30 protein-coding genes are annotated in these 26,021 nt (G+C 46.2%); all 30 read left to right on the top strand.

The genetic code is table 11. The annotated features are described in order from the left end of the window. Positions 1 to 6: 6 nt before the first annotated feature. The 30 genes from R2J37_RS13205 (at position 7) to R2J37_RS13060 (ending at position 26,006) form a co-directional block, all read left to right on the top strand. The gene (locus R2J37_RS13205) at positions 7 to 198 is read left to right on the top strand and encodes a PspC domain-containing protein (protein WP_230105249.1); all 192 of its coding nucleotides are present in this window, start codon (positions 7 to 9) and stop codon (positions 196 to 198) included. An 87-nt stretch (positions 199 to 285) separates the two neighbouring features. Further along, positions 286 to 480, top strand: coding sequence for an alpha/beta-type small acid-soluble spore protein (locus tag R2J37_RS13200; protein WP_230105250.1), 195 nt, complete (start codon positions 286 to 288; stop codon positions 478 to 480). Positions 481 to 593: 113 nt separating this feature from the next. Beyond that, complete coding sequence (locus R2J37_RS13195; protein WP_230105251.1) at positions 594 to 1,292, top strand: WecB/TagA/CpsF family glycosyltransferase; 699 nt, start codon at positions 594 to 596, stop codon at positions 1,290 to 1,292. 208 nt (positions 1,293 to 1,500) lie between these two features. Beyond that, the gene (locus tag R2J37_RS13190; protein WP_230105252.1) at positions 1,501 to 2,589 is read left to right on the top strand and encodes a PucR family transcriptional regulator; all 1,089 of its coding nucleotides are present in this window, start codon (positions 1,501 to 1,503) and stop codon (positions 2,587 to 2,589) included. A 16-nt stretch (positions 2,590 to 2,605) separates the two neighbouring features. Further along, complete coding sequence (gene ftsE, locus R2J37_RS13185; RefSeq protein ID WP_316265482.1) at positions 2,606 to 3,292, top strand: cell division ATP-binding protein FtsE; 687 nt, start codon at positions 2,606 to 2,608, stop codon at positions 3,290 to 3,292. Beyond that, positions 3,282 to 4,190 carry a permease-like cell division protein FtsX gene (gene ftsX, locus R2J37_RS13180; RefSeq protein ID WP_230105254.1) on the top strand — a complete coding sequence of 303 codons (909 nt, stop codon included), beginning with the start codon at positions 3,282 to 3,284 and terminating at the stop codon, positions 4,188 to 4,190. Before ftsE ends, ftsX begins: the two co-directional genes overlap by 11 nt. 139 nt (positions 4,191 to 4,329) lie before the next feature. Then, positions 4,330 to 5,472, top strand: a complete 1,143-nt coding sequence (locus R2J37_RS13175) for a murein hydrolase activator EnvC family protein (RefSeq protein WP_316265481.1) — start codon at positions 4,330 to 4,332, stop codon at positions 5,470 to 5,472. Between the two features lie 30 nt (positions 5,473 to 5,502). Next, positions 5,503 to 6,663 carry a S41 family peptidase gene (locus R2J37_RS13170; protein ID WP_230105256.1) on the top strand — a complete coding sequence of 387 codons (1,161 nt, stop codon included), beginning with the start codon at positions 5,503 to 5,505 and terminating at the stop codon, positions 6,661 to 6,663. A gap of 72 nt (positions 6,664 to 6,735) precedes the next feature. Beyond that, positions 6,736 to 8,028 (top strand): dihydroorotase, encoded by a 1,293-nt coding sequence (locus R2J37_RS13165; protein ID WP_316265479.1) that lies wholly within the window; start codon positions 6,736 to 6,738, stop codon positions 8,026 to 8,028. After that, positions 8,021 to 8,947 carry an orotidine-5'-phosphate decarboxylase gene (gene pyrF / locus R2J37_RS13160; RefSeq protein WP_256195678.1) on the top strand — a complete coding sequence of 309 codons (927 nt, stop codon included), beginning with the start codon at positions 8,021 to 8,023 and terminating at the stop codon, positions 8,945 to 8,947. The genes R2J37_RS13165 and pyrF overlap by 8 nt, the downstream gene beginning before the upstream one ends. A 68-nt stretch (positions 8,948 to 9,015) precedes the next feature. Next, positions 9,016 to 9,798, top strand: a complete 783-nt coding sequence (locus tag R2J37_RS13155; RefSeq protein WP_316265477.1) for a dihydroorotate dehydrogenase electron transfer subunit — start codon at positions 9,016 to 9,018, stop codon at positions 9,796 to 9,798. Continuing rightward, positions 9,798 to 10,703: a dihydroorotate dehydrogenase gene (locus R2J37_RS13150; RefSeq protein ID WP_256195674.1), complete on the top strand. Its 906-nt coding sequence runs from the start codon at positions 9,798 to 9,800 to the stop codon at positions 10,701 to 10,703. The genes R2J37_RS13155 and R2J37_RS13150 overlap by 1 nt, the downstream gene beginning before the upstream one ends. Before the next feature lie 124 nt (positions 10,704 to 10,827). Next, positions 10,828 to 11,493 carry a GntR family transcriptional regulator gene (locus tag R2J37_RS13145; protein WP_316265475.1) on the top strand — a complete coding sequence of 222 codons (666 nt, stop codon included), beginning with the start codon at positions 10,828 to 10,830 and terminating at the stop codon, positions 11,491 to 11,493. Further along, positions 11,490 to 12,137 (top strand): GntR family transcriptional regulator, encoded by a 648-nt coding sequence (locus tag R2J37_RS13140; RefSeq protein ID WP_230105261.1) that lies wholly within the window; start codon positions 11,490 to 11,492, stop codon positions 12,135 to 12,137. Before R2J37_RS13145 ends, R2J37_RS13140 begins: the two co-directional genes overlap by 4 nt. A gap of 210 nt (positions 12,138 to 12,347) precedes the next feature. Further along, a complete protein-coding gene (locus R2J37_RS13135) occupies positions 12,348 to 13,616 on the top strand; it encodes an SLC13 family permease (RefSeq protein WP_230105262.1) in 1,269 nt (422 codons plus the stop codon). A 122-nt stretch (positions 13,617 to 13,738) separates the two neighbouring features. Then, on the top strand, positions 13,739 to 14,638 hold the full coding sequence (ttdA, locus tag R2J37_RS13130; protein WP_230105263.1) for a L(+)-tartrate dehydratase subunit alpha: 900 nt from the start codon (positions 13,739 to 13,741) through the stop codon (positions 14,636 to 14,638). Beyond that, positions 14,638 to 15,255, top strand: coding sequence for a L(+)-tartrate dehydratase subunit beta (gene ttdB / locus R2J37_RS13125; protein ID WP_230105264.1), 618 nt, complete (start codon positions 14,638 to 14,640; stop codon positions 15,253 to 15,255). Before ttdA ends, ttdB begins: the two co-directional genes overlap by 1 nt. Positions 15,256 to 15,461: 206 nt before the next feature. Further along, positions 15,462 to 16,526 carry an aromatic acid exporter family protein gene (locus R2J37_RS13120; protein WP_230105265.1) on the top strand — a complete coding sequence of 355 codons (1,065 nt, stop codon included), beginning with the start codon at positions 15,462 to 15,464 and terminating at the stop codon, positions 16,524 to 16,526. Positions 16,527 to 16,629: 103 nt separating this feature from the next. Beyond that, the gene (locus R2J37_RS13115) at positions 16,630 to 16,785 is read left to right on the top strand and encodes a hypothetical protein (protein ID WP_230105266.1); all 156 of its coding nucleotides are present in this window, start codon (positions 16,630 to 16,632) and stop codon (positions 16,783 to 16,785) included. Between the two features lie 170 nt (positions 16,786 to 16,955). After that, the gene (gene pyrE / locus R2J37_RS13110; RefSeq protein ID WP_230105267.1) at positions 16,956 to 17,636 is read left to right on the top strand and encodes an orotate phosphoribosyltransferase; all 681 of its coding nucleotides are present in this window, start codon (positions 16,956 to 16,958) and stop codon (positions 17,634 to 17,636) included. A gap of 15 nt (positions 17,637 to 17,651) precedes the next feature. Beyond that, a complete protein-coding gene (locus R2J37_RS13105; RefSeq protein ID WP_230105268.1) occupies positions 17,652 to 17,804 on the top strand; it encodes a hypothetical protein in 153 nt (50 codons plus the stop codon). A gap of 21 nt (positions 17,805 to 17,825) precedes the next feature. Next, entirely contained in the window at positions 17,826 to 18,308 is a 483-nt protein-coding gene (locus R2J37_RS13100) for a VanZ family protein (protein ID WP_230105269.1), read from the top strand. After that, on the top strand, positions 18,274 to 18,672 hold the full coding sequence (locus R2J37_RS13095) for a DUF6142 family protein (RefSeq protein WP_230105270.1): 399 nt from the start codon (positions 18,274 to 18,276) through the stop codon (positions 18,670 to 18,672). The genes R2J37_RS13100 and R2J37_RS13095 overlap by 35 nt, the downstream gene beginning before the upstream one ends. After that, entirely contained in the window at positions 18,673 to 20,721 is a 2,049-nt protein-coding gene (locus R2J37_RS13090; protein WP_316265471.1) for an aminopeptidase, read from the top strand. A gap of 50 nt (positions 20,722 to 20,771) precedes the next feature. Continuing rightward, positions 20,772 to 21,284 (top strand): 5-(carboxyamino)imidazole ribonucleotide mutase, encoded by a 513-nt coding sequence (purE, locus tag R2J37_RS13085; protein ID WP_256195660.1) that lies wholly within the window; start codon positions 20,772 to 20,774, stop codon positions 21,282 to 21,284. A 15-nt stretch (positions 21,285 to 21,299) separates the two neighbouring features. Further along, the gene (gene purM / locus R2J37_RS13080; RefSeq protein WP_230105273.1) at positions 21,300 to 22,325 is read left to right on the top strand and encodes a phosphoribosylformylglycinamidine cyclo-ligase; all 1,026 of its coding nucleotides are present in this window, start codon (positions 21,300 to 21,302) and stop codon (positions 22,323 to 22,325) included. Continuing rightward, a complete protein-coding gene (purN, locus tag R2J37_RS13075; RefSeq protein WP_230105274.1) occupies positions 22,319 to 22,945 on the top strand; it encodes a phosphoribosylglycinamide formyltransferase in 627 nt (208 codons plus the stop codon). The genes purM and purN overlap by 7 nt, the downstream gene beginning before the upstream one ends. A gap of 10 nt (positions 22,946 to 22,955) precedes the next feature. Beyond that, on the top strand, positions 22,956 to 24,230 hold the full coding sequence (purD, locus tag R2J37_RS13070) for a phosphoribosylamine--glycine ligase (RefSeq protein ID WP_230105275.1): 1,275 nt from the start codon (positions 22,956 to 22,958) through the stop codon (positions 24,228 to 24,230). An 87-nt stretch (positions 24,231 to 24,317) separates the two neighbouring features. Next, positions 24,318 to 24,992: a response regulator transcription factor gene (locus tag R2J37_RS13065; protein ID WP_230105276.1), complete on the top strand. Its 675-nt coding sequence runs from the start codon at positions 24,318 to 24,320 to the stop codon at positions 24,990 to 24,992. Between the two features lie 12 nt (positions 24,993 to 25,004). Then, positions 25,005 to 26,006: a sensor histidine kinase gene (locus R2J37_RS13060; protein ID WP_316265467.1), complete on the top strand. Its 1,002-nt coding sequence runs from the start codon at positions 25,005 to 25,007 to the stop codon at positions 26,004 to 26,006. Positions 26,007 to 26,021: the final 15 nt, after the last annotated feature.

Below are 26,021 nucleotides of genomic sequence, written 5' to 3'. Positions count from 1 at the left end.
GTGTATATGGAATCAAAAAGATTATACAGATCAAGAAGAGAACGTCTGGTCTGCGGAGTATGCGGAGGAGTGGCAGAATATTTTAATATCGATCCGACGATAGTAAGGCTTGCTTTCCTTTTGTTTGTTTTCTGCGCCGGAAGCGGAGTGCTGGCATATATCATTGCGGCGATCGTTATGCCGGATGACCCTAATTAAGGACCGGAGCAGTCAGGAATAAATCGGTTTTGGCTGTATAAAATCCTGCATCATGTTAATACTTGCATATAGGAAAGGGGTATCAGCATGAGCAGGAAAAAAGAAAAACCGATCGTATTAAGCGAACTGACAAAAGAAGAAAAAATGAAATACGAAATAGCGGAAGAGCTTGGTCTGCTGGACAAAGTCATGGAGCAGGGGTGGAAATCCCTCTCTTCAAAAGAGACGGGACGCATCGGAGGTCTGATCAACAAAAAGAAAAAAGAACAGGGAATACGCTGAAGGCTGAACTGTAACAAAAGTATTACGAAGTATGAATATTTGGTGTCAAAGGTTGAAAAGGAAAAGTCGTTTTGCTATAATCGAACAGCTAGAAGGAATAGCGGGTGATTGTAATGAACGAAAAGATTCAAGTGCTGAATATTGGAATTGATGACTGTACAGCCAAAGAAGCCATGAAGCAGACAGTAGAATATATGGGTACAGAGCCTGTCAGCGTGATAGAGCTTGTTACGGTGGATACTGTAATGTATGCCTCGGAGGAACCGAAGCTTCGGGAGAGCATTGAGTGTGTGGATCTTGTGCTGCCGGGAGAGAAGGAGATTCTGGAAGGGGCAGATATAACAGAGAAACGGCATCTTCAGGAAGTGGAGCAGCGCACATATCTTAGAATGTTTCTGCGCTATCTTCACAAAAACCACTTCAGAGTATTTCTTTTGGTGGAGACAGAGGAGGAGGCGGAAGCCTTCTATCAATACCTGGAGGAGAGATACAGCGGGATACAGGTGGCGGGAATGGCGAAAGTATCGCCTACCGATTCAGCGGATGACCTTGTTGTAAATGCCGTAAACGGTGCAGAGACAGACTGTGTGATCGCAGCTCTTTCTGCTCCGGCAGAGCAGGAATTTATTGTAAGAAACAGAAGTATTCTGAATGCAAGAGTCTGGCTTGGGATCGGAAAGGGTGAAAATCCCATTTACCGCAGTCGGAGCCGTATGCAGAAAATGGTGCAGTTTATCAACCACAAAATTTTTAAACGCGAGATTGAAAAAAAGCGGAAAAAAGAAATGGAAACGGCTGTGAATGCCCATTGAGAGTGCACGTGATTTTGTATAGTATGTATATGCCGAAAATCAGGAAAATACCGGGAGAAAATTGAGGAAATTAACAAAAATTTGTGATTTCCTCTTTCTTTTTTTGTGGATTTATATTAGTATAAAAAAAGTAATATGTATAAATGGGTAAATGTGCAGAAAATACATTGTGGAAAATGCATATTGAAATTAGTGGAGGAGATAGAATATGATATCTAATCAAATACTACAAAATACCATCGATGGATTAAAGGGAATTACCCGGATTGATCTTTGCGTGATGGACACGGATGGCAAATCTCTTGCAAGCACATTTGCCGAACAGGAGAATTATGAGGCGTCTGTGCTGTCTTTTGTAGATTCACCGGCAGACAGCCAGGTTATACAGGGATATCAGTTTTTCAAAATTTTTGATGAACATCAGCTGGAATATATCCTTTTGGCTAACGGCGGCAGCGATGATGTGTATATGGTTGGAAAGATTGCGGCATTCCAGATACAGAATCTTCTGATCGCATACAAGGAGCGGTTCGACAAAGACAATTTTATCAAGAACCTGCTGCTTGACAATCTGCTTCTGGTAGATATTTACAATCGTGCAAAGAAATTACATATTGACACTGAAGTAAGACGTGTTATCTTTATAGTGGAGACTGCCCATGAAAAAGACAGCAGTATGGTGGATCATGTCCGCAGTCTGCTGGGAAATAAGTCCAAAGATTTTGTCACGGCAGTTGATGAAAAGGATATTATTATTGTAAAAGAACTGAGTTCTTCCGATGGGCACGCGGAGCTGGAAAAAATGGCGGAATCCATATTGGAGCTTCTTCAGGGAGAGGGAGAAGAGGATATACGGATCGCATACGGCACCATAGTAGGAGATATTAAAGAAGTTTCGAAATCCTATAAAGAGGCTAAGCTCGCTCTGGATGTGGGAAAAATCTTTTTTGACGACAGAAAAGTGATTGCTTATAGCACTCTGGGAATCGGACGTCTGATCTATCAGCTCCCAATTCCGTTGTGTAAAATGTTTATCCGCGAGATTTTTGAGGGGAAATCCCCGGACGAATTTGATGAGGAAACACTGACGACGATCAATAAGTTCTTTGAGAACAGTCTGAATGTGTCAGAGACATCAAGACAGCTTTACATCCATCGTAATACACTCGTTTACCGTCTGGATAAACTCCAGAAAAGTACGGGGCTTGATCTTCGTGTGTTTGAGGATGCCATCACATTTAAGATTGCACTGATGGTAGTCAAGTATATGAAATACATGGAGTCATTGGAGTATTGATAATTAGGAGGAAAGTATGATTGAATTAAATGAGGTAACGAAAGAATACTCAAAAGGGGTTGCTGCTCTGAACGGCGTAAACCTGAAAGTCGATCAGGGTGAATTTGTCTTTATCGTAGGCGACAGCGGTTCCGGAAAATCGACGCTGATCCGTTTGATCATGAAGGAACTGGAGCCGACTTCCGGTACGATCGTTGTAAACGGTCAGAACCTGGAAAGGCTGAAACACAGACAGATTCCCATGTACCGCAGAGGGCTTGGGGTTGTGTTTCAGGATTTCCGTCTTTTAAAGGACCGGAATATATATGAAAATATCGCTTTTGCTCAGCGTGTTGTAGAGACACCTACCAGGATCATCAAGAAAAAGGTTCCTGCTGCGCTGTCTCTGGTTGGTCTTGCACAGAAGTATAAATCCTATCCAAAGGAGCTGTCCGGAGGAGAGCAGCAGAGAGTGGCCATTGCGAGAGCTATTGTCAATGAGCCGGCTATTCTTCTGGCGGACGAGCCGACAGGAAACCTGGACCCGACTAATTCATGGGAGATCATGAAGCTTCTGGAAGAAGCGAATGACAGGGGTACGACCGTTTTGGTAGTTACGCATAATCAGGAAATTGTAAACGAGATGAAGAAACGTGTCGTTACAATGAAAAAGGGTGTCATTGTCAGCGACGAGCAAAAAGGTGGGTATAAAAATGAGAATTAGTACAGTCGGATATTCGACGAAACAGGGATTTAAAAATATTGGCCGAAATAAGATGTTTTCCATTGCGTCCATTGCTACAATGGCAGCGTGTATCTTTGTGTTCGGTCTGTTTTTTGCGATCGTAATGAATTTTAATTATATTGTGCAGAAGGCCGAAGAGGGTGTGGCCATTACAGTATTTTTTGAAGAGGATATCACAGAAGACCAGATAGACGAGATTGGAGAGCAGCTGGCAGGCTGTGAAGGGGTCCATGATGTGGAATATGTGTCCGCAGATCAGGCATGGGAATCTTTCCAGAGCGAGTATTTCGGAGAAGATTCCTCACTTGCAGAAGGATTTAAGGATGATAATCCGCTGGCAAATTCCAACAATTACTCCGTGTATATGGAAGATGTTACCAAACAGGACGACGTAGTAGCTTTTGCGGAAGGTCTGGATGGGGTACGTAAGGTAAATAAATCGGACGTAGTGGCGGATACGCTGGGCAGCGTTAACAGACTCATTACCTATGTTTCCATTGCGATCATTGCTATTCTGCTTGCAGTGTCGATCTTCCTGATCAACAATACGGTAACCATGGGTATTACCGTGCGGCGGGAGGAGATCGCAATCATGAAATATATTGGAGCGAAGGACGGATTTGTCCGGGCGCCGTTTGTTATAGAGGGTCTTGTTATCGGTATCATTGGGGCGTTGATACCTTTGGTAATGTTATATTTTATGTATGACAAGGCAGTTTCATACATCCTTCAGAGATTTAATTTATTAAATAATATTCTGGATTTCCTTCCGGTAACAGAAGTATACCGTACTCTTCTTCCGGTGGGATTGGCTCTCGGTGTTGGAATCGGTTTCCTGGGAAGCTTCTTTACAATCCGTAAGCATTTGAAAGTATAAGCAATGAAAGTAAGGATATAGAAGGGAAAATTTCCTGTTATACTGGAAAAACCAAAAAAAATGTGCTATGATAAAAAATAGCAGGAAAAAACCCGTAAGGGAGTAGAAACAAGGGGTTAAAAGTAAAGGGAGAGAAGAAATGCAAAAAAAGAGATTAGTCAGTGTGCTGTTAGTTGGGGCGCTTACATTCGGAAGTGCAGTGCAGGTAAAGGCAGATGATCTCCAGGATGCACAGAATCAGGCCAGTGAGCTGCAGGATAAGAAGGCAGCGGCGCAGGCAGAGAAGGATAATCTTGCTGCACAGCTGGAAAAGATCGTGGATGATATGGATAAGACCAAATCAGACATTGAGAAAAAACAGGAAGAGATCGCTGCAAAGACAGATGAACTCATCGCTGCTCAGATTGATGAGAATAACCAGTATAACAGCATGAAACTCCGGATCCAGTACATGTATGAGAACGGAAACGGTCAATTTCTGGAAACACTGCTGGAATCAAAGAGTATTGCGGAATTTTTAAGTAATGCAGAGTATATTGCACAGATTTCTGAATATGATAGAAATATGCTGGTGGAATTTCAGGATATTGTTACAGAGGTAGAGGATCAGAAGAAAGACCTGGAAGAAGAAAACAAGAAACTGGAAGAAATGCAGACCAGTCTTCAGGAACAACAGACGGAGATGGAAAGTCTGATCGAAAGCAAGAGCGAAGAGATCAGCAGCTTAAGCAGTGAGCTTGGCGAAGTAAATGAAAAGATCGCTTCGTTGAAAGCAGAAGCGGAACGTCAGGCAAGGATGCAGCAGGAAGCACAGGCAGCGGCGTCCGGCAGCTCTGGAGGAACAAGCGGTGGCGGCGGTACAACCGTTACTCCTACACCGCCTTACACCGGAGGTGGCAGCGGCAGACTTCAGAATCCGTGTCCATCCGCATATATCAGCAGTGAGTTTGGAGGCAGGGCGTCACCGGGAGGTATCGGAAGTACGAACCATAAGGGACGCGACTATGCGGCAAGTACGGGAAGTCCGATTTACGCGGCGGCATCTGGATCGGTAATCGAAGTGGGATATAACGGTGCAAGAGGTAATTACGTGATCATCAATCACGGCGATCTTGCTACATTGTATCAGCACTGCAGCCGTATTCTGGTAAGTTCCGGTCAGTCTGTAAGTACAGGACAGAACATTGCGTTGGTAGGCTCGACAGGAGCGTCTACCGGACCGCATCTTCATTTTGAGGTGTGGGTAAACCGTACGCCGGTTGATCCGAGACTTTATTTGTAGACAGGAACATAAAAGGTTGGTTTTTGTTGTATGAAACATAAAAAAAGTTTTTTTAAGGGGGCGCTTTTTGGCGCCCTCGTTGTATTATTAGGAATAAGTGCGGTTTCCTGCAGCCTCGGGAAAGCTGGGAATGCAGCGGAAGCAGACAGTGATAAAATGGAGCTTTTGAATGCTCTGATCGATGAGTATTATACGGGAGAGGTAGATGAGGAGAAGCTGGAAACAGGCATTTATAAGGGCTATATAGAAGGACTGGAAGATCCTTATTCTGCTTATTATGATCAAGACGAGACAGCAAAAATGACAGAAATGACAACAGGGGAATTTGGCGGGATCGGGGTGGTAGTTACTCAGGATAAGGAGACACAGACGATCCGGGTTATGCAGGTATACGAAGATTCCCCGGCTGATAATGCAGGTATAAAAGAAGGCGATATCTTTTACAAAATAGAGGGGGAAGATATCACCGGGCAGGATATCAATGCGGTTGTGAAAAAAATCAAAGGAGAGATTGGTACAACTGTTCAGCTGACTATGCTGCGAGGGGATAACAGGGAAGAGAAAGAGTTCGCTGTTAAAAGAGACACCATAGTAGAGCAGACGGTTGAAAGTAAGATGGCAGAAGAGGGGATCGGTTATATCCGCATCACAGAATTTGCTTCTGTTACTTACGATCAGTATAAAGAGGCGATGGATTCGCTGGAAGAGCAGGGTATGGAGAGACTGATCGTAGATCTTAGAAATAATCCGGGAGGGAATCTGAAGACTGTATGTCAGATTCTGGATCTGATGCTGCCGGAAGGACTGATCGTCTATACAGAGGATAAGAATGGAGAGAAAGAGGAATATACTTCTGATGCAGAGCATGTCTTTGAAAAGCCGCTTGTTGTCCTGATGAATGGAAACAGCGCCAGCGCTTCGGAAATATTCGGAGGGGCTATTCAGGATTACGGCACAGGGGAGATCGTAGGAACACAGTCTTATGGAAAAGGCCTGGTCCAGCAGATTTTCGACCTGCAGGACGGAACAAGCGTGAAACTGACGATTGCGGAATATTTTACTCCTAAAGGACGAAATATAAACGGAACAGGGATTGCACCGGATGTTGAGATTGAATATGTGTACGATGAGAATAATCCCGACAGAGACAATCAACTTGAAAAGGCGATAGAGACAGTGAAAAATATTTAGTCATTCCATTTCCACCGGGCATATGTTAAACTAATCATAAGTATGTAGTTTTTTAGAAAGGATAGGAAATCTATGACAATCTTAATCAAAGAGGGGCGTGTCCTGGATCCGGAAACAAAGAGGGATGAAATCTGTGATGTGTTGATCGATGGCGACAGAATTACCAGAGTAGACAGCGGGATAGAGACAGAAGCAGAGCGGATCATTGATGCAAAAGGGTGCTACGTCATGCCTGGTTTTATCGATCTGCATGTACATTTAAGAGATCCGGGGCTGGAGTATAAAGAGACACTGACGACAGGAGGCCGGGCGGCGGTAAAAGGCGGCGTGACTACTGTGTGTGCTATGCCCAACACAAAACCGGTGATCGATAACGGCGTGAAGGTAAAAGAAGTGATGGAGCGCGCCAAGAGGGAATCTCTCACCAATGTGATCCAGCTTGGCGCTGTCACAGTCGGTCAGGAGGGAAAAGAACTGGCAGATATCCGGGGAATGGCGAAAAACGGGTGCCACGCCATCAGCGAAGACGGAAAGTCTGTTATGAATGCATCCCTGTACCGAAAAGGGATGAACCTGGCAAAAGAGGAAGGTCTTGCTGTCTTTGCACACTGTGAGGATATCACCATGGTGGAAGGCGGCGTGATGAATGCCGATAAAAAGGCGGAGAAACTGGGGCTGAAAGGCATCACCAACGCTGTGGAGGATGTGATCGTGGCAAGGGATATCCTGCTGGCTAAGGAGACAGGCGTGCGCCTTCATCTCTGCCATTGTTCTACCAAGGACAGTATTAAAATGCTGGGGCTTGCAAAAGAGGAAGGGCTGGATGTTACAGGAGAGGTATGCCCGCATCATTTTATTTTGTCAACAGATGATATTACGAAAGATGACGGAAACTATAAGATGAATCCTCCTCTTCGCAGCAAAGAAGATGTGGAAGCTATCAAAGAAGGATTAAGGAATGGTACGGTGGATGTGATCGCAACGGATCACGCTCCCCATGCGGAGGCGGAAAAAAACCGTTCCATGAAGCTGGCTGCATTTGGTATTGTAGGACTTGAAACTTCAGCGGCTCTTACGTACACAGAACTTGTAGAAACAGGAATTATTACCCCTATGCAGATGGCGGAAAAAATGAGCTGGAATCCGGCGAAGATACTGGGGCTTCATGACCGGGGCTCCGTGTCAGAAGGAAAGATTGCGGATGTCGTGATCTTTGATCCGGAAAAAGAATATACGATCGATAAAAATACATTTTTGTCAAAAGGAAAGAATACGCCGTTTCACGGGCGCAAGGTAAAAGGCGAGGTTGTTTGTACCATTGCCGGTGGAAGAATCGTATACGAAGGAGGAAAAATCATTGATTAATGAATTGGTAAGAAAAATAAAAGAAACAGGAGCACCTATTGTAGTAGGCTTGGATCCCATGCTTGGATATATTCCGGAACAGGTGAAAACAAAAGCTTTCGCGGAATTTGGGGAGACGCTGGAAGGCGCCGCAGAGGCGATCTGGCAGTTTAACAAAGAGATCGTGGACAAGACATGGGATCTTATTCCGGCTGTAAAGCCTCAGATTGCCATGTATGAACAGTTCGGTATTCCGGGACTGATGGCTTTTAAAAAGACAGTAGATTACTGCAAAGAAAAAGGTCTGGTAGTTATTGGAGATATTAAGCGGGGAGATATCGGCTCCACTTCCGCAGCTTATGCAACAGGGCATATCGGAAAAGTTGAGGTGGGCAGCAAGACTTATGCGCCCTTTGACGAGGATTTCGTAACGGTCAATCCTTATCTTGGCTCTGATGGAGTAAAGCCTTTTATCGATGTATGTAAGAAAGAGCAGAAGGGGCTCTTTATCCTGGTGAAGACCTCCAATCCTTCCAGCGGCGAGTTCCAGGACCGTCTTATCGACGGACGTCCGCTGTATGAACTGGTAGGCGAAAAGGTAAATGAGTGGGGACAGGAATGCATGGGATGTTCTTACAGCTATGTCGGCGCTGTTGTAGGTGCAACTTACCCGGAGATGGGAAAAGTCCTTCGTAAGATCATGCCGAAGGCCTACATTCTTGTTCCGGGATATGGTGCTCAGGGAGGCCAGGGGAAAGATCTTGTACATTTCTTCAACGAGGATGGACTTGGCGCAATCGTCAATTCCTCCAGAGGGATCATAGCAGCTTATAAGCAGGAAAAATATGCTTCCTTTGGTCCGGAAGCGTTTGGAGACGCATCCAGGGCGGCAGTAGAAGATATGATCGCCGACATCAGGGGCGCGCTGGAGAACCGTTAGGAACCGAAAGGCGTTATTGTGCTGACAATCAAAAATCAAAGCTGATAAAAAGCAGGAGAAAAGAGAAAATGACAAAGAAAAAAGAACAGGTTCAGGTGATATCGCAGGCTTCTTTGGCAGATGGGATCTTCAGCATGTGGATCCGTACAGAGGCGGCAAAAAGCGCAAGGCCGGGACAGTTTATTTCCATGTATACAAGTGACGGGACGAAGCTGCTTCCCCGTCCCATCAGTATCTGTGAGATTGATAAAGAAAAATCCGCTCTGCGGGTGGTATACCGCGTGACCGGAGAGCATACCGGGACAGAACAGTTCTCACGGATGCAGGCAGGAGAACAGCTGTCCATTATCGGTCCCCTTGGCAATGGGTTTCCCCTTGAGAGAGCAAAAGGGAAAAGAGTATTTCTTATGGGCGGAGGAATCGGAGTTCCGCCGATCCTGGAGCTGGCAAAGCAGCTGAGCTGTGAAAAGAAGCAGATCATTGTAGGTTACAGAGACAGGCAGACTTTCCTGAAGGAAGAGTTTGAAGCATGCGGCGAAGTCTATATTTCTACAGAAGACGGAAGCGTGGGAACCAGGGGAAACGTGATGAATGTAGTGGAGGAAAAGGCACTGGAAGCAGATGTGATCTATGCCTGCGGCCCCACACCTATGCTGAGAGCCATTAAAAACTATGCGGAAGAAAAGGGTATTGAGTGTTATATCTCTCTGGAAGAGAGAATGGCCTGCGGTATCGGCGCCTGCCTTGGCTGTGTGTGCCGAACCAAAGAAAAGGATGCCCACAGCAACGTCAATAACAAAAGGGTCTGCAAAGACGGGCCGGTATTCTTGTCGACGGAGGTGGAGTTATAATGGCTGATACAAGAGTAACCATTGCAGGAGTGGAATGGAAAAATCCGGTTACTGTGGCCTCCGGAACGTTTGGATCCGGGGAAGAATTTGCTGATTTTGTAGATTTAAATAAGTTGGGAGCAGTGACGACCAAAGGCGTTGCCAACGTGCCGTGGACAGGAAATCCTACGCCAAGGGTGGCGGAAGTATATGGAGGCATGTTAAATGCCATTGGTCTGCAGAATCCGGGGATTGAACTGTTCTGCAAAAGAGATATTCCGTATCTCAAACAGTATGATACAAAGATCATTGTCAATGTGTGCGGCCACGCACCCGAAGAATATCTGGCTGTTGTAGAGCGTCTTGCCGATGAGCCGGCAGATATGCTGGAAATTAATATTTCCTGTCCCAACGTTAATGCCGGATTTCTGGCGTTCGGACAGGATGCCCGCCATGTGGAGGAACTGACAGGTCAGATTAAGAAATTGGCAAAACAGCCCATTATTATGAAGCTGACTCCCAATGTGACCGATATTACAGAGATTGCAAAAGCGGCAGAGGCAGGAGGGGCAGATGCGATTTCTCTTATTAACACTCTGACGGGAATGAAGATTGATATTCATAAGAGGGCCTTTGCTCTGGCTAACAAGACAGGAGGCATGTCCGGTCCGGCGGTACATCCTGTTGCTGTGCGCATGGTTTATCAGGCATCTCATGCAGTGAAGATCCCGGTGATCGGAATGGGAGGTATTCAGAGCGCAGAGGACGCCATCGAATTTATTTTGGCAGGCGCATCGGCGGTGTCGGTAGGAACGGCAAACTTCCATAATCCGGCTGTTACCATGGAAGTGATCGATGGAATTGAAAAATATATGGAACGATATGGATTTGCGACAGTAGAAGAGATGGTCGGAATCGTGGAATAAGTTTATGAAAAAGGCGATGGGGCTGTCGGTTAATACCGTTTGCCCCTAATATGTCACGGTGTATTGGATACAATATTAGATATCTGATGCGGAGGGGCAGAAACAAGTAGACAAGGGGAAGGGTATGAAAACATTAAGAAATATGCAGACAAAGGACCGGATTGCGCAGTCCATTCGGGATGAAATATTAAGCGGGCATATGAAGCCAGGTGAGGAACTGGCGCAGGAGGCGCTGGCAGAGATGCTGGGAGTATCCCGGATGCCTGTGCGGGAAGCTCTGCAAACGTTGGTGCAGGATGGATTCGCCAGAAGGATGCCGAATCGGCATATTCAGGCAGTGGTTCTTGACAGTCAGCAGATCCATGCTGTATTTTGGATCGCAGGAACCATAGAGGCAGAGCTCGTGGCGTTGATACTGGAAAAACAGAGAAAGGACGGGGAGAATGTGACCTCGGATCTGTCCGGTATAGGCAGAGAACTAAGAAAGATCCTGCAGTTTATGGAAGAAGTATCTGACCCGGATCATAAGATCCAATATGAAATGGAATTTCACGAATGTCTGATCCATATGGCAGATAATCCCTATCTGGAACAACTGCAGAACAAAGTCATGGACGGGTATGTGTCCTATGCGATAAGTAATCTGACGGAAAAGGGGCAGGTGCTGCATATGCTCCAGGAGGCAGCAGAGGCGGTGGAAAAGAGGGATGCCGGGGCAGCAGGCGCAGCGCTGAAGGAATATTATATGTACTATGCAGACAGATTCACAGAAAGGTGGAGGCGGCAATGAGAAACATGAAGAAGATCCAGTTGCTCCCGGCCAGAGAACAGGTGGCTTCCGCGCTCCGGGAGGCAATTCTGAAGAGGGAGATGAAGGAGGGAGAGGAGCTGACCCTGGAGGGAACGGCACAGGCTCTGGGGGTATCTAGTACACCGGTCCGCGAGGCGTTCCAGATTCTGGCATCCGACGGCCTGATACGCCTCAGACCCAACAAAGGGGCCATCGTCTTGGGAGTGAACGAGAAGACGATCCGGGATCACTACGAGACCAGGGCACTCTTGGAGAGCGAGGCGGCGGCACGGGCCAGCAGGCCGGGAACAGATATTTCTGATATCGTATACGCCTATGAGACCACGGAGAAGGCACTGGATGAGAATGATTTCGGCACATACAGTGACGGGAACCAGGCATTTCATATGGCAATCTGGACTGCGGCGGACAACGAGAAGATGAAGTCCTTTCTCTCATCGCTTTGGAACGGGCTTTCCATGGGACATAAGGTGACAGAGGAGGATTATGCCAAGATATCCATGTACGAGCACCGCCGGATCCTGGAGGCCATTAAGGCTAATGATGAGCAGAAGGCGCGGAGCAGGATGTACGATCATATTATCCGTAGCATGGAGAATATCCTGACGAGATTTTCCGTATAGTACAAAAAAGAAGGAAACAGAAAATGATACAGAGCAGGGCAGTGGCTGCAGTCATTGTTCTGCTCTGTCTGTTTTGCACAAAAAAACAACTCTGTTTTCATGGAAAAGCACGAAAAGTGAAAAAAGTGTTGACGTGAGGGCTGTTTCATATTATTGTTTAGTCAAGAAATGGATACATTATCAAATATCAACGATAAGGAGGAATGAGAGATGGATCCAATGATAATCACACTGATTCTGCTGGCGTTTGCGATCGTCATGTTCGTGCTGGAGAAGATACCGCTTGCACTTACTTCCATGATCGTCTGTATTGCGCTGGTGGTAACGGGCGTGCTCTCCATCGAGGAGGCATTTGAGGGGTTTATCGATACAAACGTGATCCTGTTCGTGGCGATGTTTATTGTAGGAGGAGCGCTCTTTGAGACAGGTATGGCAAACAAACTGGGAGGTATCGTAACGAAGTTTGCCAAGACTGAGAGACAGCTGATCGTTACGATCATGGTCGTGGTAGGTGCGATGTCCGGATTCCTGTCAAACACAGGGACCGCAGCCGTGTTGATACCGGTAGTGATCGGAATCGCCGCAAAGTCCGGCTATTCCCGGTCGAAGCTGCTGATGCCGCTCGTATTTGCGGCGGCCATGGGTGGCAATATTTCCCTCATCGGAGCGCCAGGCAATCTGATTGCACAGGCGGCGCTGCAGGACATAGGACTGAACTTCGCGTTCTTTGATTACGGCAAGATCGGCCTCCCCATGCTGGTCGCGGGTATCCTGTTCTTTGCTACTATCGGGTATAAGCTTTTGCCGGATAAGCCCAGCGTGAAGACAGAGACTACATTTGACGAGGAAGTGGATTACAGCAATGTACCGGCCTGGAAGCAGTATCTGGCACTGGTCATCCTGGTGCTCACCATCCTGGCTATGATCTTCGAAGATGTCATCGGGATCAACCTGGCTATTTCAGGAGGTATCGGAGCGATCCTGCTGATCCTGACCGGGGTTATCTCCGAGAAACAGGCCATCAGGTCAATCGATATGCAGACCATCTTCCTGTTCGGAGGGACTCTGTCGCTGGCAAAGGCACTTGAGGTCACCGGAGCAGGAGAGAAGATAGCGGAGGTAGTTATTGGTATGATCGGAGATAACGCCTCTCCGTTTCTATTGCTGGTCGTGGTATTTGTCCTTGCCTGCGTGATGACCAATTTCATGTCCAATACAGCTACAACAGCGCTCCTGGTGCCTATCAGTATCTCGATCGCTCAGGGAATGGGAGCCGACCCCAGTGCGGTAGTGATGGCAACGGTCATTGGAGGCTCCTGCGCATATGCTACCCCCATTGGAATGCCGGCTAACACCATGGTACTGGCTCCCGGGGGATATAAGTTTACAGACTATGTAAAAGCGGGGTTGCCGTTGATTCTGGTCTCCACAGTAGTAAGCCTTATTCTTCTGCCTGTCTTTTTCCCATTCTATCCGTAAAATGTAGAGTACATAAAAAAGGGTGAAGAGGGCTTCGGGATAACATGAACGGAAGATGTATGAAAGCGGCATAAGTGCCGAGTCTTAGAAAATGAGAAGAAATGAAAAGGAGGAAGTTAAAAATGAGTAAGGAGCAGTCAGTAAAGAAAATGACGGACGTTATGGCAAAATTCGTCGCCTATACAGGGAAAGTCCTTCCCGATGACGTTCGTACCAAGCTGGCAGAGCTGAGGGAAAAGGAGACAGGTGAACTGGCGAAGACCATTTATGACGCCATGTTTAAGAACCAGGAGCTGGCGAAGACACTGGACCGTCCCAGCTGCCAGGATACCGGAGTGCTGCAGTTCTTCGTAAAATGCGGCGTAAACTTTCCGCTGATCGGGGAAGTAGAAGCTCTCCTGAAAGAAGCGGTGATCCAGGCGACTATTGATGCGCCGCTCCGCCACAACAGTGTAGAGACATTTGATGAATATAATACCGGGAAAAACGTGGGCAAAGGAACGCCCACTGTATTCTGGGAGATTGTGCCGGACAATGATCAGTGTGTTATCGACACTTACATGGCTGGCGGCGGATGTACTCTTCCGGGAAAAGCCATGGTACTGATGCCCGGGGAAGGTTATGAGGGAGTGACAAAATTTGTGATGGATGTCATGACAAGCTATGGACTGAATGCATGTCCGCCTTTGCTTGTAGGCGTGGGAGTGGCCACATCTGTTGAGACTGCCGCTCTCCTTTCCAAGAAGGCGCTCATGCGTCCTCTGGGAACGCATAATCCCAACGCCCGCGCCGCTGAGATGGAGAAGCTGCTGGAGGACGGGATCAATGCAATTGGCCTGGGTCCTCAGGGAATGTCCGGAAACTATTCCGTCATGGGTGTACATATCGAGAATACGGCGAGACATCCTTCCACTATCGGTGTAGCTGTTAATGTAGGATGCTGGTCACACAGAAGAGGACATATTGAGTTTGATAAGGACCTGAATTATACGATCACTTCTCATAAGGAGGTAGAATTATAATGGCAAAGAAAATACTTACAACACCTATCAAAGCAGAGGATTTAGAGGATATCCATATCGGAGATATCATTTATCTGAACGGACATATTACCACATGCCGTGATGTAGCCCATAGACGTCTGATCGAAGGAGGAAGAAAACTGCCTGTGAATCTGGAGGGCGGCGCTATCTTCCATGCGGGGCCTATCGTCCGCCCGGTAAAAGGGGAGGAAGACAAGTATGAGATGGTATCTGTAGGACCTACGACCAGTATGCGAATGGAAAAATTTGAGTATGAGTTCATCCGCGAAACAGGCGTGAAACTGATTGTCGGGAAAGGAGGAATGAAAGAAGGAACCATGAAGGGCTGCAAGGAATTCAAAGCGCTGCACTGTGTATTCCCAGCGGGATGCGCAGTAGTCGCAGCGGCGACAGTAGAAGAGATCGAGGATGCCAACTGGAAGGATCTTGGTATGCCGGAGACGCTGTGGACCTGCAGAGTGCAAGAATTCGGGCCGTTGATCGTGTCCATTGACACCCACGGGGGAAACCTGTTCGAGGAGAACAAGGTTATCTTCAACGAGAAAAAGGATAAAGCCGTTGAAGAAATCTGTAAACATGTAAGCTTTATCAAATAACGCGGGGATAGAGAAGTTTTAGACCCTGTGAAGCAGATCAGCAAACAGCAGACAGCTGAAAGCCAAACCTAAATTTTTGCCAATGAGCCATACAAAGAGTTTCTGCTATGATCTTTGTATGGCTTTTCTGTCTTTTGAGCTGTAAAAGGAAAGAGATATTTAATTTATCAAACAGATCGGATAATTATAAGGAAAGGAAGAATGATGTGGACAGAAAAAAGGAGTGGAAAAAAATATTGCTCCGGGCAGTGAAGATAGCGGTGGGGAGCAGCGCAGCCATCTATATTGCAGAGCGGATGGGACTTGAGTATGCTGCATCGGCGGGAGGTATTGCGCTGCTTACTCTTGTGACGACAAAATGGGAAACAGTAAAACTATCTGTGTACAGACTGCTTTCTTTCTTTTTCACTGTTTTGTTGGCAGAGCTTACAATCGGGCAGATGAAAAGTGAGTGGATCGCCTACGGCATCTTTATGTTTGTAGTCATGACAGTCTGTCATGCGCTGGGATGGCAAGCCACCATGTCTGTAAATTCGGTAATAGGAACTCATTTTCTTATGACAAAAGATTTCGGATATTACTTTGTTATAAATGAGTTTCTACTTGTTGTAATTGGTATCGCCATCGCTTTTATCCTCAACCTGTTCTATGACTATAAAAATCAGAAAAACGGGTTGATCAACAGTATGCGGGACACGGAGAACCGTCTGCAGAAAATCCTCGGGAGCTTGGCAGCATATCTCGCTGGAAAGGATATACAGGTAAATGTATGGGAGGAAATCAGGTTGCTGGAGTGTGATCTGGATATGTTTATCCGGGATGCGTGTGAGTATCAGGACAATACTTTTCACTCCTATCCGGGATATTATATAGATTACTTTGAGATGCGTATGAAACAGGTGGGTATCCTTCACAACCTTCATTATGAGATTAAGAAGATTCGGGAAATTCCCCGGCAGGCCATGATCATTGCGGAATATATTCTTTATCTGACTCCTTTCGTGGTAGAGGTTAATTTTCCGGACGAGCAAATTAGCAGACTGGAAAGAATCTTCAGTGAGATGAAGAAGGAACCGCTTCCCGTGACTCGGGAGGAATTTGAGGGAAGGGCAGTGTTGTATCATATCCTGATGGATCTTGAAGAGTTTCTGATTTTTAAGAAGCAGTTTGTAGAAGGACTGGATGACAAACAAATGGAACGGTACTGGAACCAAAAGAAAGAGGAGTGGTGCAGGAGTGAATCAAGGCTGAAAAAATGGATCAGAAAATAGTCGTATATTATATCCAATGCAAGGCGCGAGAAAAACAAAAAAATGCATAAAAAGATGAGAAAGAATTTGTGAAATAGTTAGAATTGACAAAATGAGAATGATAATGCATAAGGTTATGATTTTCCAGGTACTGAATGTATTCATGACGAGAAAATACGAGCTGAACAAAGACGGATCCTGCCGGGAACATTTAAGGCAGGTAGAGCATGAAAACGTATTTTCACAGCTTAAAAACTTAGGAAGAAATAAAATATATTAAGAAACTTTACCGGAGACTGTTGGAAGATATGGCAGCCTCCTTTTTACTGTTTTCAAAATAAAAGGATTTATAAAATTGGTATTGTGTCACTTCCTGAATTGAAAATATTTATAGGGTATGGTAAAATTGTAAAGAATTTGAACCCTATAAATGCGGAGGTTTTAAGAAAGATGGAAAGCTACAAACAGGAATTTATACAGTTTATGGTAGAAAGTCAGGTGCTCAAATTCGGAGATTTCACATTGAAGAGCGGAAGGAAGTCCCCGTTTTTTATGAATGCAGGCGCCTATGTAACCGGTTCACAGTTAAAGAAGCTTGGTGAATATTATGCGAAAGCGATCCATGACAGGTATGGTGATGATTTCGACGTACTGTTCGGACCTGCTTACAAGGGAATCCCGTTGGGAGTTGTGACAGCGATCGCATACAGTGAACTGTATGGAAAAGAAGTGCGTTACTGCTCCGACCGTAAGGAAGAGAAGGATCACGGCGCTGACAAGGGAAGCTTCCTTGGCAGCAGTTTGAAAGACGGCGACAGAGTCATTATGATCGAGGATGTGACAACATCCGGTAAATCCATGGAGGAGACAGTACCGAAAGTCAGAGGAGCGGCAGATGTGACTATTGTGGGTCTTATGGTGTCTCTGGACCGTATGGAAGTAGGGAAAGGCGGCAAAAAGCGCGCTCTCGAAGAGATTAAGGATCTGTACGGATTTGACACGGCAGCGATCGTTACCATGGACGAGGTGGTAGAATGCCTGTATAATCAGGAGTGCAACGGAGAAGTTATTATTGACGATGCGTTAAAAGCGGCGATCGATGCATACTATGAAACCTACGGAGTAAAATAAACAGGAGGGATTTTTATGAGTGAAAAGGCATACAAAGCAATGGGAAGCGCCGGGGCTGGAAGTATTGTTATAGGCGTGATCATGATCGTTGTCGGTGTTGCAGCCGGCGTAATTTCCATCGTAAGCGGCGCTCGCCTTCTGAAGGAAAAGAATGGATTGATTTTTTAAAAAGTGTCAGAAGGTGAAGGATTGAGTCATAAAAAAAACAGGCGGCTGCGTATATTTGGAAAAATCCTATTTATTCTGTATATTGCATTTATTGTATATTTTCTTCTGTTTTCAGATCTCTATGGAAGGACGGGGGTAAGGACACAGTACAGTTACAACCTCGTCCTTTTTAAGGAAATAAAAAGATTCTGGCAATATCGGGAACAGCTGGGATTTTATGCAGTTGCATCTAATCTGCTGGGAAATGTCCTGATTTTTGTTCCGTTTGGCTTTTTTCTGCCTATGGCCAGTACATACAGAAATTTTTTCTCGGCAGTTTTTTACAGTTTCAGTTTGAGTTTATGCGTGGAGACATTCCAGCTTCTTACTATGGTAGGAAGTTTTGATGTGGATGATCTGCTTTTAAATACAGTAGGAGGCGCAGCAGGGTACCTTGTATTTGTTGTCTGCGCAGCGATAAGGAGAAGGCATGTTTCTAAGAAGTCTGAAAGAAGCCGCGGATGACAGGGCGGAAGAGCGAAAAAAAAGAAAGATAGAAAAAGAAAAAATGAAAAGGAGAAGCCGGAAATACGGGCAGGCGCAGCTGAAACATTCCCGCCGGGGAATAAAGTCCTGTTTTTTAGCTGTATGCGCCCTCTTTATTCTTGTTTTGATCTTTTCAGTTTCTTACATAACCAGAGGAGATGTAGGCATCCTGATAGGGCTTTGCGGAATCCTTGTGGTCGTCCTTGCGGTATCTGGATTAAAGGCCGGAATACAGGGACTGAAAGAACGGGAAAAAAATTATATTACCTGTAAAGTGGGGATTGCACTGAATGGAGTCTTTCTTCTGGGTATGGCTGGAATTTTTGTAAGGGGGCTTTTTTAGATGATTGAAGAGCGATATCAACTTGTGATGGAGAGAATTTCGCAGATTCCGGGTGAAAATACGGCGGCGGAAAAGTTTCGCCCGTATTTTCGGAAGACTGCGGAATTTATTCTTTTATTGGATCGGTTAAAAGAAAATATAGATTCCGGAGCATACAGGAAACTGTCCCTGGAAGATCTGGAGCAGTGGAATCAAAAGCTGTATGAGGATATTCTGCCGGAACATTATGAGACAAGCTATGCGAATCCGGCTTATGCACAAGAGAAGCTGGGAGAGGAGTACGGACAGATATTAAGTTTCCTCTATACGGAACTTCGAGGGGGAATCGTCTGGGTGTTTGAGCAGCACACAGAATATCTGGATATTCTGTATGAGCTTTTTGTGGAGATTTATAACTGCTTTGAGGATGAGGGATCTCCGGATGAAGGCGAGCTGAAGAAAATTATTTACTGGTATGCCAGCGACTACTGCGATGTGTTTGTGGCGGACCGGATTCTTGAGCAGATCGATCCGTCGGAACGGTTTGCGGTAGATATCATAGAGAACAGCGATCTTTCCGATTACAGATATCTTTACTATTTCGGAGAATATATCAGCGAAAATGAGATCCGTACAGCAAAGCATCTTATGTCCCTCCCGGAAGAAAAGATTCAGAAAATGGCGGATGTGTACACGGAAGGTTACCGGATCGGTTTTGTCAATACCGGAAAAGACCTGTCCAAGAAGAGTACAGTGAATATCCGCTATGTGCTGGGATTTGAACGTGTGATAAAAGCGGCGATAGAAAATTTTGCAAAGATGGGACTAAGGCCGATCATCTACCGGGCTGCTGTCAGTGGGCTGACAAAGCGGGGAACGGCGAAAGTAGGTTACTGTGGAGGCAATCCTAATAAGCAGTATGATTACGACCACAGAAATGATCAGGGCCTGTTTTTGAATAAACGTTTTACAGAGCGGAAATTAGAAGTGATAAAGACGGTCTATGAAAGGCATAAGGATCTGGCAGCAGGTCTGGCGGGACCGGCTGTCATGGAAACCTTCGGAGAAAAGCCTTTTAGCCCGGAGCCGAAAGAGGAAGCCATATCTCTGACAGAGAAGCAGGAGGAGCAGCAGCTTTTATTTGACTCCAGATCAGGCCAGCTGACCAATCAGTATATCAAAGGGGAGGAGAGAAGCTTTACGATCATTGCATATCCTGTTCCGGAGATCGGGGAGAAATATGAAGAGATCTTCGACGAGGTTGTGAAGATCAATACCCTGGACGCGAAACTTTATACAAAAGTACAGCAGACGATCATAGACGCTCTCGACCAGGGGGAATACGTCCGGGTGATCGGGGGAAACGGAAACCGGACGAACATGAAGGTGCAGCTTTTCCCGCTTAAGGATCCGGAAAAAGAAACGATTTTTGAAAACTGCGTGGCTGATGTAAATATTCCGGTGGGAGAAGTATTCACCTCTCCTGTACTGGAAGGAACAGAAGGAACGCTTCATGTCAGCAGAGTATACTTGAATGAACTGCAGTATCAGGATCTGGAATTTACCTTTGCTGATGGAATGATCACAGGTTACCGATGCGGCAACTTTGAGAATGAGGAGGAGGGAAAAAATTATATCCGTGATAATATTCTCCATAAACATCCGTCCCTTCCTCTGGGAGAGTTTGCCATTGGAACAAACACGACTGCCTATGCAGCGGCAAAGAAATATAAAATCGAGGATAAGCTGCCGATTCTGATCGCGGAGAAGATGGGACCTCATTTTGCGGTGGGAGATACCTGCTACAGCTGGAGCGAGGATATTAAGGTCTATAACCCTAACGGCAAAGAGATCGTGGCAAGAGATAATTCCGTGTCTGTAAAAAGAAAAGAGGATGTGTCCAAGGCATATTTTCACTGCCATACTGATATTACCATCCCCTATGAAGAACTGGAGAAAATTGCTGTTGTGACCGGGGACGGCAGGGAGATTGTTATTTTGGAACAGGGCAAATTTGTCCTCCCGGGCACAGAGATTTTAAATGAACCATTGAAAAATATGAATAAATAAGCTATTATTTATCTGCAAAGCTTATAAATAAGTGAGAAAGGATGAAAACTATGCCAAAAGTAGGAATTGTAATGGGAAGCGACTCTGACATGAAGGTCATGAGCAAGGCTGCTGACATGTTGGAAAAACTGGGAATTGAGTATGAAATGACGATCATCTCTGCCCACAGAGAACCGGATGTATTTTTTGAATACGCAAAATCAGCGGAAGAAAAGGATTATAAAGTCATTATCGCAGGCGCGGGAATGGCTGCACACCTTCCGGGAATGTGCGCAGCAATTTTCCCAATGCCGGTTATCGGCGTGCCTATGTCCGGAAAGAATCTGGATGGACAGGACGCACTTTACTCTATCGTACAGATGCCGCCGGGAATCCCGGTTGCAACAGTTGCCATCGATGGAGGAATGAACGCAGCTATCCTTGCAGCCAGAATCCTTGCAACTTCCGATCCGGAGCTTCTTAAGAGACTGAAAGCCTATACTCAGGAAATGAAGGAAACTGTTCAGGCAAAGGCAAAGAAGCTGGATGAACTTGGCTATAAAGAATACATGAAGCAGATGTAATAAAGGAGATACGGTATGGATTATAAAAATGCTGGTGTAGATATTGAAGCAGGTTACAAGTCAGTAGAACTGATGAAAGAACATGTGAAAAAGACAATGCGTCCGGAAGTTCTGGGCGGCCTGGGAGGATTTTCAGGGGCATTTTCTTTAAGTAAGATCAAAGACATGGAAGAACCGGTTTTACTGTCCGGAACAGACGGATGCGGAACAAAAGTAAAGCTTGCCATGATCCTGGACAAACACGATACTATCGGTATTGACGCTGTTGCAATGTGTGTCAATGATATTGCGTGCGCAGGCGGAGAACCGCTGTTTTTCCTGGATTATATTGCCTGCGGTAAGAACTACCCGGAGAAGATCGCAAGTATTGTGAGCGGCGTGGCAGAAGGATGCCTTCAGTCAGAGGCTGCTTTAGTGGGCGGCGAGACAGCGGAGCATCCGGGACTTATGCCGGAGGATGAGTACGATCTGGCCGGATTTGCAGTAGGTGTCTGCGATAAAAAAGATATGATCACCGGAGAGGATCTGAAAGAAGGAGATGTCCTCATCGGAATGGCATCTACCGGTGTGCACAGCAATGGATTTTCCCTTGTGCGCAAGGTGTTTGAAATGACGAAAGAGTCTTTGGAGACTTATTATGAAGAACTGGGAACTACACTTGGAGAAGCTCTCTTAGCGCCTACAAGAATCTATGTAAAAGCGCTGAAAAATGTGAAGAATGCCGGTGTGAAGATCAAAGCATGCAGCCACATTACAGGCGGCGGATTCTATGAGAATGTTCCGAGAATGTTAAGCGAACACACCCATGCCGTTATTGAGAAGGACAGCTATCCGGTCCCGCCTGTTTTCGGCATGCTGGCAAGAGAAGGCCAGGTGGAAGAAAAGATGATGTACAATACTTTTAATATGGGAATCGGAATGATAGTAGCAGTAGACGCGGGGGATGTGGACAAAGCCATGGAAGCAATGCGTCAGGCTGGAGATACGCCTTATGTGATCGGACAGATCAAAGCGGGAGAAAAAGGAGTTACTTTATGTTAAAAGTTGCAGTGCTTGTTTCCGGAGGGGGTACCAATCTGCAGGCTGTTCTGGACGCGATAGATGCGGGCAGGATCACGAATGCCGGCGTGTGCGGCGTCATCAGCAACAACAAAAATGCCTATGCCCTGAAACGTGCGGAAGATCACGGTATACCGGCACAGTGCATTTCTCCGAAGGATTATGAGACAAGAGAAGAGTTTAACGAGAAGTTTTTGGAGGCAGTGGATGCCCTGACGCCGGATCTGATCGTACTGGCGGGATTTCTTGTGGTGATCCCGGCAAAAATGATCGAGAGATACCGGAACCGGATCATCAATATCCATCCCTCATTGATTCCTTCTTTTTGCGGAACCGGCTTTTACGGACTGAAGGTGCATGAAGCGGCTCTTGCAAGAGGAGTCAAAGTGACAGGAGCAACGGTGCATTTCGTAGATGAGGGGACAGATACCGGGCCCATCATTTTGCAGAAGGCTGTAGAAGTGGAGGCAGATGATACCCCGGAGAAGCTCCAGAGACGTGTGATGGAGCAGGCAGAGTGGAAGATCCTTCCCCAAGCCATTGATCTGATTGCAAACAACCGGATCACAGTGGAAGGAAATCAGGTGAAGATCAGCAGGTAGGAGGAAGCCAATGAAGGTATTAATTGTAGGAAGCGGAGGAAGAGAACATGCCATTGCATACTGCGTGGCAAAGAGCAGTAAAGTGGATGAAATCTACTGCACGCCGGGAAATGCGGGAATTGCAGAGTATGCGGTATGCGAACCCATCGGCCCTATGGAATTTGATAAGATCACAGCATTTGCAAAAGAAAAGAAGATCGACCTTGTCATTGTAGGTATGGATGATCCGCTGGTGGGCGGTCTGGTGGATGAACTGGAAGCAGCTGGCATCCGGGCGTTCGGACCAAAGAAAAATGCAGCGATCCTGGAAGGATCCAAAGCTTTTTCCAAAGATCTGATGAAAAAGTATCATATTCCTACTGCGGCTTATGAAAATTTTGACGATGCGGATGAGGCAATTCATTATCTGGAAACAGAAGCGAAGTTTCCGATCGTTTTGAAGGCGGACGGGCTTGCCCTTGGAAAAGGCGTGCTGATCTGCAATACGCTGGAGGAAGCAAAAGAGGGCGTAAAGACCATTATGCTGGATAAAAAATTCGGCGCTTCCGGAAATACAATGGTGATCGAAGAGTTTATGACCGGCCGTGAGGTGTCCGTGCTGTCCTTTGTGGATGGAAATACCATCCGCACAATGACAAGCGCTCAGGATCACAAAAGAGCGGGAGACGGCGATACTGGACTGAACACCGGAGGAATGGGAACTTTCTCTCCAAGTCCTTTCTATACAAGAGAAGTGGAAGAATTTTGTGAGAAGTATATCTATCAGGCTACCGTAGACGCCATGAAGGCAGAAGGCCGTCCTTTCAAGGGAGTGATCTTCTTTGGACTGATGCTGACAGAGGACGGACCGAAAGTATTGGAATACAATGCCCGTTTCGGGGATCCGGAGGCACAGGTGGTGCTGCCCCGGATGAAAAATGACATCATTGAAGTAGTGGAAGCATGTATTGACGGCACTTTGGATCAGATCGATCTGCAGTTTGAGGATAATGCCGCTGTATGTGTTGTCCTTGCATCAGACGGCTATCCGCTGGCTTATGAGAAAGGGCTTCCGATCCACGGACTTGATGAGTTTAAGAAGCATGAGGGATATTACTGCTTCCATGCAGGCACAAAATTTGACGGCGATCAGATTGTGACAAGCGGCGGACGTGTGCTTGGCATAACAGCGAAGGGAAAAGACCTGAAGGAAGCAAGAGCCAATGCCTATGCGGCTACCGAGTGGGTGTCATTTGACAACAAATATATGCGCCATGATATTGGAAAAGCCATAGACGAGGCGTAAAAAGACGGATTTTTGTATGTCCCCGCACCGACTGTCTGTTTAAAACAGGGCAGATCCGGCGCGGGGATTTTTTGTGGAGGATGGAGTATGGACTTAGTATCTGTTTTGCTTGTGGAAGACGACAGAACCATTGTGGAAAATCTGACAGGATTTTTAAAAGAAGAGGGATTTTCGGTGAAAAGTACCGGGAGGCAGGAGGAAGCGCTGCGCCTCTTAGAGGAGCAGAAGTTTGATCTGGCTCTTTTGGATATTACGCTTGCTTCCGGAAGCGGGTTCAGCATATGCGCCAGGATCAAGGCGGAATATCAGATTCCTGTGATCTTTCTCACGGCAATGAGCGATGAATACTCTGTGGTGGCAGGACTTGACATGGGGGCGGATGATTATATCAGCAAGCCCTTCCGTCCAAGGGAGCTTGTATCCAGAATGAAATCAGTACTGCGCCGATATTTAAGAAGCAGCCAGATCGTGACGGTGCAGGATATTTCAGTTGATGTAGAAAAGGGAGTGGTGAAGAGAGATAGCAGGGAAATTTTCCTCTCTGCTTTGGAATACCGGCTTCTTCTTGTCTTTTTGAACCACAGGGGGAAAATCATGACGCGTTCTGCCCTGATGGAGGAATTGTGGGATATTACCGGAGAGTATGTCAATGACAATACACTTACAGTGTATATCAAAAGGCTGCGGGAAAAAATAGAAAAGGATCCCCAAAACCCTGTGATCGTAAAGACCGTCAGAGGGATGGGATACAAAATGGAATAAAAGGAGGAGAGTATGGGAATGTGGAAAAACAGGGATATCTGGATCCCGGCATCCGTCAGCGCAGCAATCATACTGGCAGTGACACTGGCTGCAGCGGTCATCATTTCTCCTGAAGCGGCAGGAGCTGCTGCATTTATGGGAATATGTCTCTTTGCTCTCTTTATGGGGACGGCGTTTTTCAGGGAAAAGTCCATACGGAAGCTTTCGGAAGAATTGGACCGGATCCTTCATGGCGAAGAAGGACTTGAGATTTCACATTTCCGGGAAGGAGATCTGGAAATCCTTCGGGACGAAATTGCCAAAATGACATGGACATTAAATCAACAGTCCCGGAGACTTGCGGATGATAAGGAACAGCTTTCCAGAGCGCTTGCCGATATTTCTCATCAGATCCGCACTCCGTTAACTTCTGTGAATCTGATGGCGGAGCGGATGAGAAGGCCGGACATTTCCGAGGGGGAATGGCGGAAGCTGCTTAGGGAAATGTCCCATATGCTGGGGCGTATCGGATGGCTTGTGGACACCCTTTTGAAACTTTCCCGGCTGGATGCAGGAACTGTGACATTGAAACAAGAAAAATTTCCGGTAAGCAGCCTGATAGAAGACGCCCTGCGGACGTTTGCAGTTTCCATGGAACTTCATGGACAGACCTGCATTGCAGATGAGTCGGAAGATATCTGTATTTCAGGAGATTACACATGGACATTGGAAGCGCTGCAGAATGTGATGAAAAATGCGCTGGAGCATACGCCGGAGGGCGGGAAAATATGGATTGAGATAAAAGATACAGTGCTTTATGTACAGATGAGTGTCATTGATTCCGGACCGGGGATCCCCAAAGAAGATATCCCCCATCTTTTTGAGCGGTTTTACCGGGGAAAAACTGCCGGAAAAGACAGCTTTGGAATTGGACTTTCCCTTTCAAGAGCTGTCCTTTCTCTTGAAAACGCCGTGATACTGGCAGAAAATTCCAAAGACCGGGGAGGATGTTTTATTCTGCGGTTTTATAAATAGTGACAGAACTGTCAC

It is taken from the genome of Claveliimonas bilis (assembly GCF_030296775.1).
GTDB classification, from domain to species: domain Bacteria; phylum Bacillota; class Clostridia; order Lachnospirales; family Lachnospiraceae; genus Claveliimonas; species Claveliimonas bilis.
Note: the sequence above shows the minus strand (reverse complement) of the source record. Positions and strands in the feature narration are given on the sequence as shown.

Excerpts from the sequence above, each read along its gene's own strand:
- R2J37_RS13170 (WP_230105256.1), top strand. The coding sequence starts at position 5,503 with ATGAAACATAAAAAAAGTTTTTTTAAGGGGGCGCTTTTTGGCGCCCTC.
- R2J37_RS13140 (WP_230105261.1), top strand. The coding sequence starts at position 11,490 with ATGAGAAACATGAAGAAGATCCAGTTGCTCCCGGCCAGAGAACAGGTG.
- R2J37_RS13105 (WP_230105268.1), top strand. The coding sequence starts at position 17,652 with ATGAGTGAAAAGGCATACAAAGCAATGGGAAGCGCCGGGGCTGGAAGT.
- R2J37_RS13115 (WP_230105266.1), top strand. The coding sequence starts at position 16,630 with ATGCATAAGGTTATGATTTTCCAGGTACTGAATGTATTCATGACGAGA.
- R2J37_RS13175 (WP_316265481.1), top strand. The coding sequence starts at position 4,330 with ATGCAAAAAAAGAGATTAGTCAGTGTGCTGTTAGTTGGGGCGCTTACA.
- R2J37_RS13095 (WP_230105270.1), top strand. The coding sequence starts at position 18,274 with ATGTTTCTAAGAAGTCTGAAAGAAGCCGCGGATGACAGGGCGGAAGAG.
- R2J37_RS13195 (WP_230105251.1), top strand. The coding sequence starts at position 594 with ATGAACGAAAAGATTCAAGTGCTGAATATTGGAATTGATGACTGTACA.
- R2J37_RS13155 (WP_316265477.1), top strand. The coding sequence starts at position 9,016 with ATGACAAAGAAAAAAGAACAGGTTCAGGTGATATCGCAGGCTTCTTTG.
- ttdB (WP_230105264.1), top strand. The coding sequence starts at position 14,638 with ATGGCAAAGAAAATACTTACAACACCTATCAAAGCAGAGGATTTAGAG.
- R2J37_RS13150 (WP_256195674.1), top strand. The coding sequence starts at position 9,798 with ATGGCTGATACAAGAGTAACCATTGCAGGAGTGGAATGGAAAAATCCG.
- R2J37_RS13165 (WP_316265479.1), top strand. The coding sequence starts at position 6,736 with ATGACAATCTTAATCAAAGAGGGGCGTGTCCTGGATCCGGAAACAAAG.
- R2J37_RS13145 (WP_316265475.1), top strand. The coding sequence starts at position 10,828 with ATGAAAACATTAAGAAATATGCAGACAAAGGACCGGATTGCGCAGTCC.
- purN (WP_230105274.1), top strand. The coding sequence starts at position 22,319 with ATGTTAAAAGTTGCAGTGCTTGTTTCCGGAGGGGGTACCAATCTGCAG.
- purE (WP_256195660.1), top strand. The coding sequence starts at position 20,772 with ATGCCAAAAGTAGGAATTGTAATGGGAAGCGACTCTGACATGAAGGTC.
- R2J37_RS13060 (WP_316265467.1), top strand. The coding sequence starts at position 25,005 with ATGGGAATGTGGAAAAACAGGGATATCTGGATCCCGGCATCCGTCAGC.
- R2J37_RS13135 (WP_230105262.1), top strand. The coding sequence starts at position 12,348 with ATGGATCCAATGATAATCACACTGATTCTGCTGGCGTTTGCGATCGTC.
- ftsX (WP_230105254.1), top strand. The coding sequence starts at position 3,282 with ATGAGAATTAGTACAGTCGGATATTCGACGAAACAGGGATTTAAAAAT.
- purM (WP_230105273.1), top strand. The coding sequence starts at position 21,300 with ATGGATTATAAAAATGCTGGTGTAGATATTGAAGCAGGTTACAAGTCA.
- R2J37_RS13065 (WP_230105276.1), top strand. The coding sequence starts at position 24,318 with ATGGACTTAGTATCTGTTTTGCTTGTGGAAGACGACAGAACCATTGTG.
- R2J37_RS13190 (WP_230105252.1), top strand. The coding sequence starts at position 1,501 with ATGATATCTAATCAAATACTACAAAATACCATCGATGGATTAAAGGGA.
- R2J37_RS13205 (WP_230105249.1), top strand. The coding sequence starts at position 7 with ATGGAATCAAAAAGATTATACAGATCAAGAAGAGAACGTCTGGTCTGC.
- purD (WP_230105275.1), top strand. The coding sequence starts at position 22,956 with ATGAAGGTATTAATTGTAGGAAGCGGAGGAAGAGAACATGCCATTGCA.
- ttdA (WP_230105263.1), top strand. The coding sequence starts at position 13,739 with ATGAGTAAGGAGCAGTCAGTAAAGAAAATGACGGACGTTATGGCAAAA.
- pyrE (WP_230105267.1), top strand. The coding sequence starts at position 16,956 with ATGGAAAGCTACAAACAGGAATTTATACAGTTTATGGTAGAAAGTCAG.
- ftsE (WP_316265482.1), top strand. The coding sequence starts at position 2,606 with ATGATTGAATTAAATGAGGTAACGAAAGAATACTCAAAAGGGGTTGCT.
- R2J37_RS13090 (WP_316265471.1), top strand. The coding sequence starts at position 18,673 with ATGATTGAAGAGCGATATCAACTTGTGATGGAGAGAATTTCGCAGATT.
- R2J37_RS13200 (WP_230105250.1), top strand. The coding sequence starts at position 286 with ATGAGCAGGAAAAAAGAAAAACCGATCGTATTAAGCGAACTGACAAAA.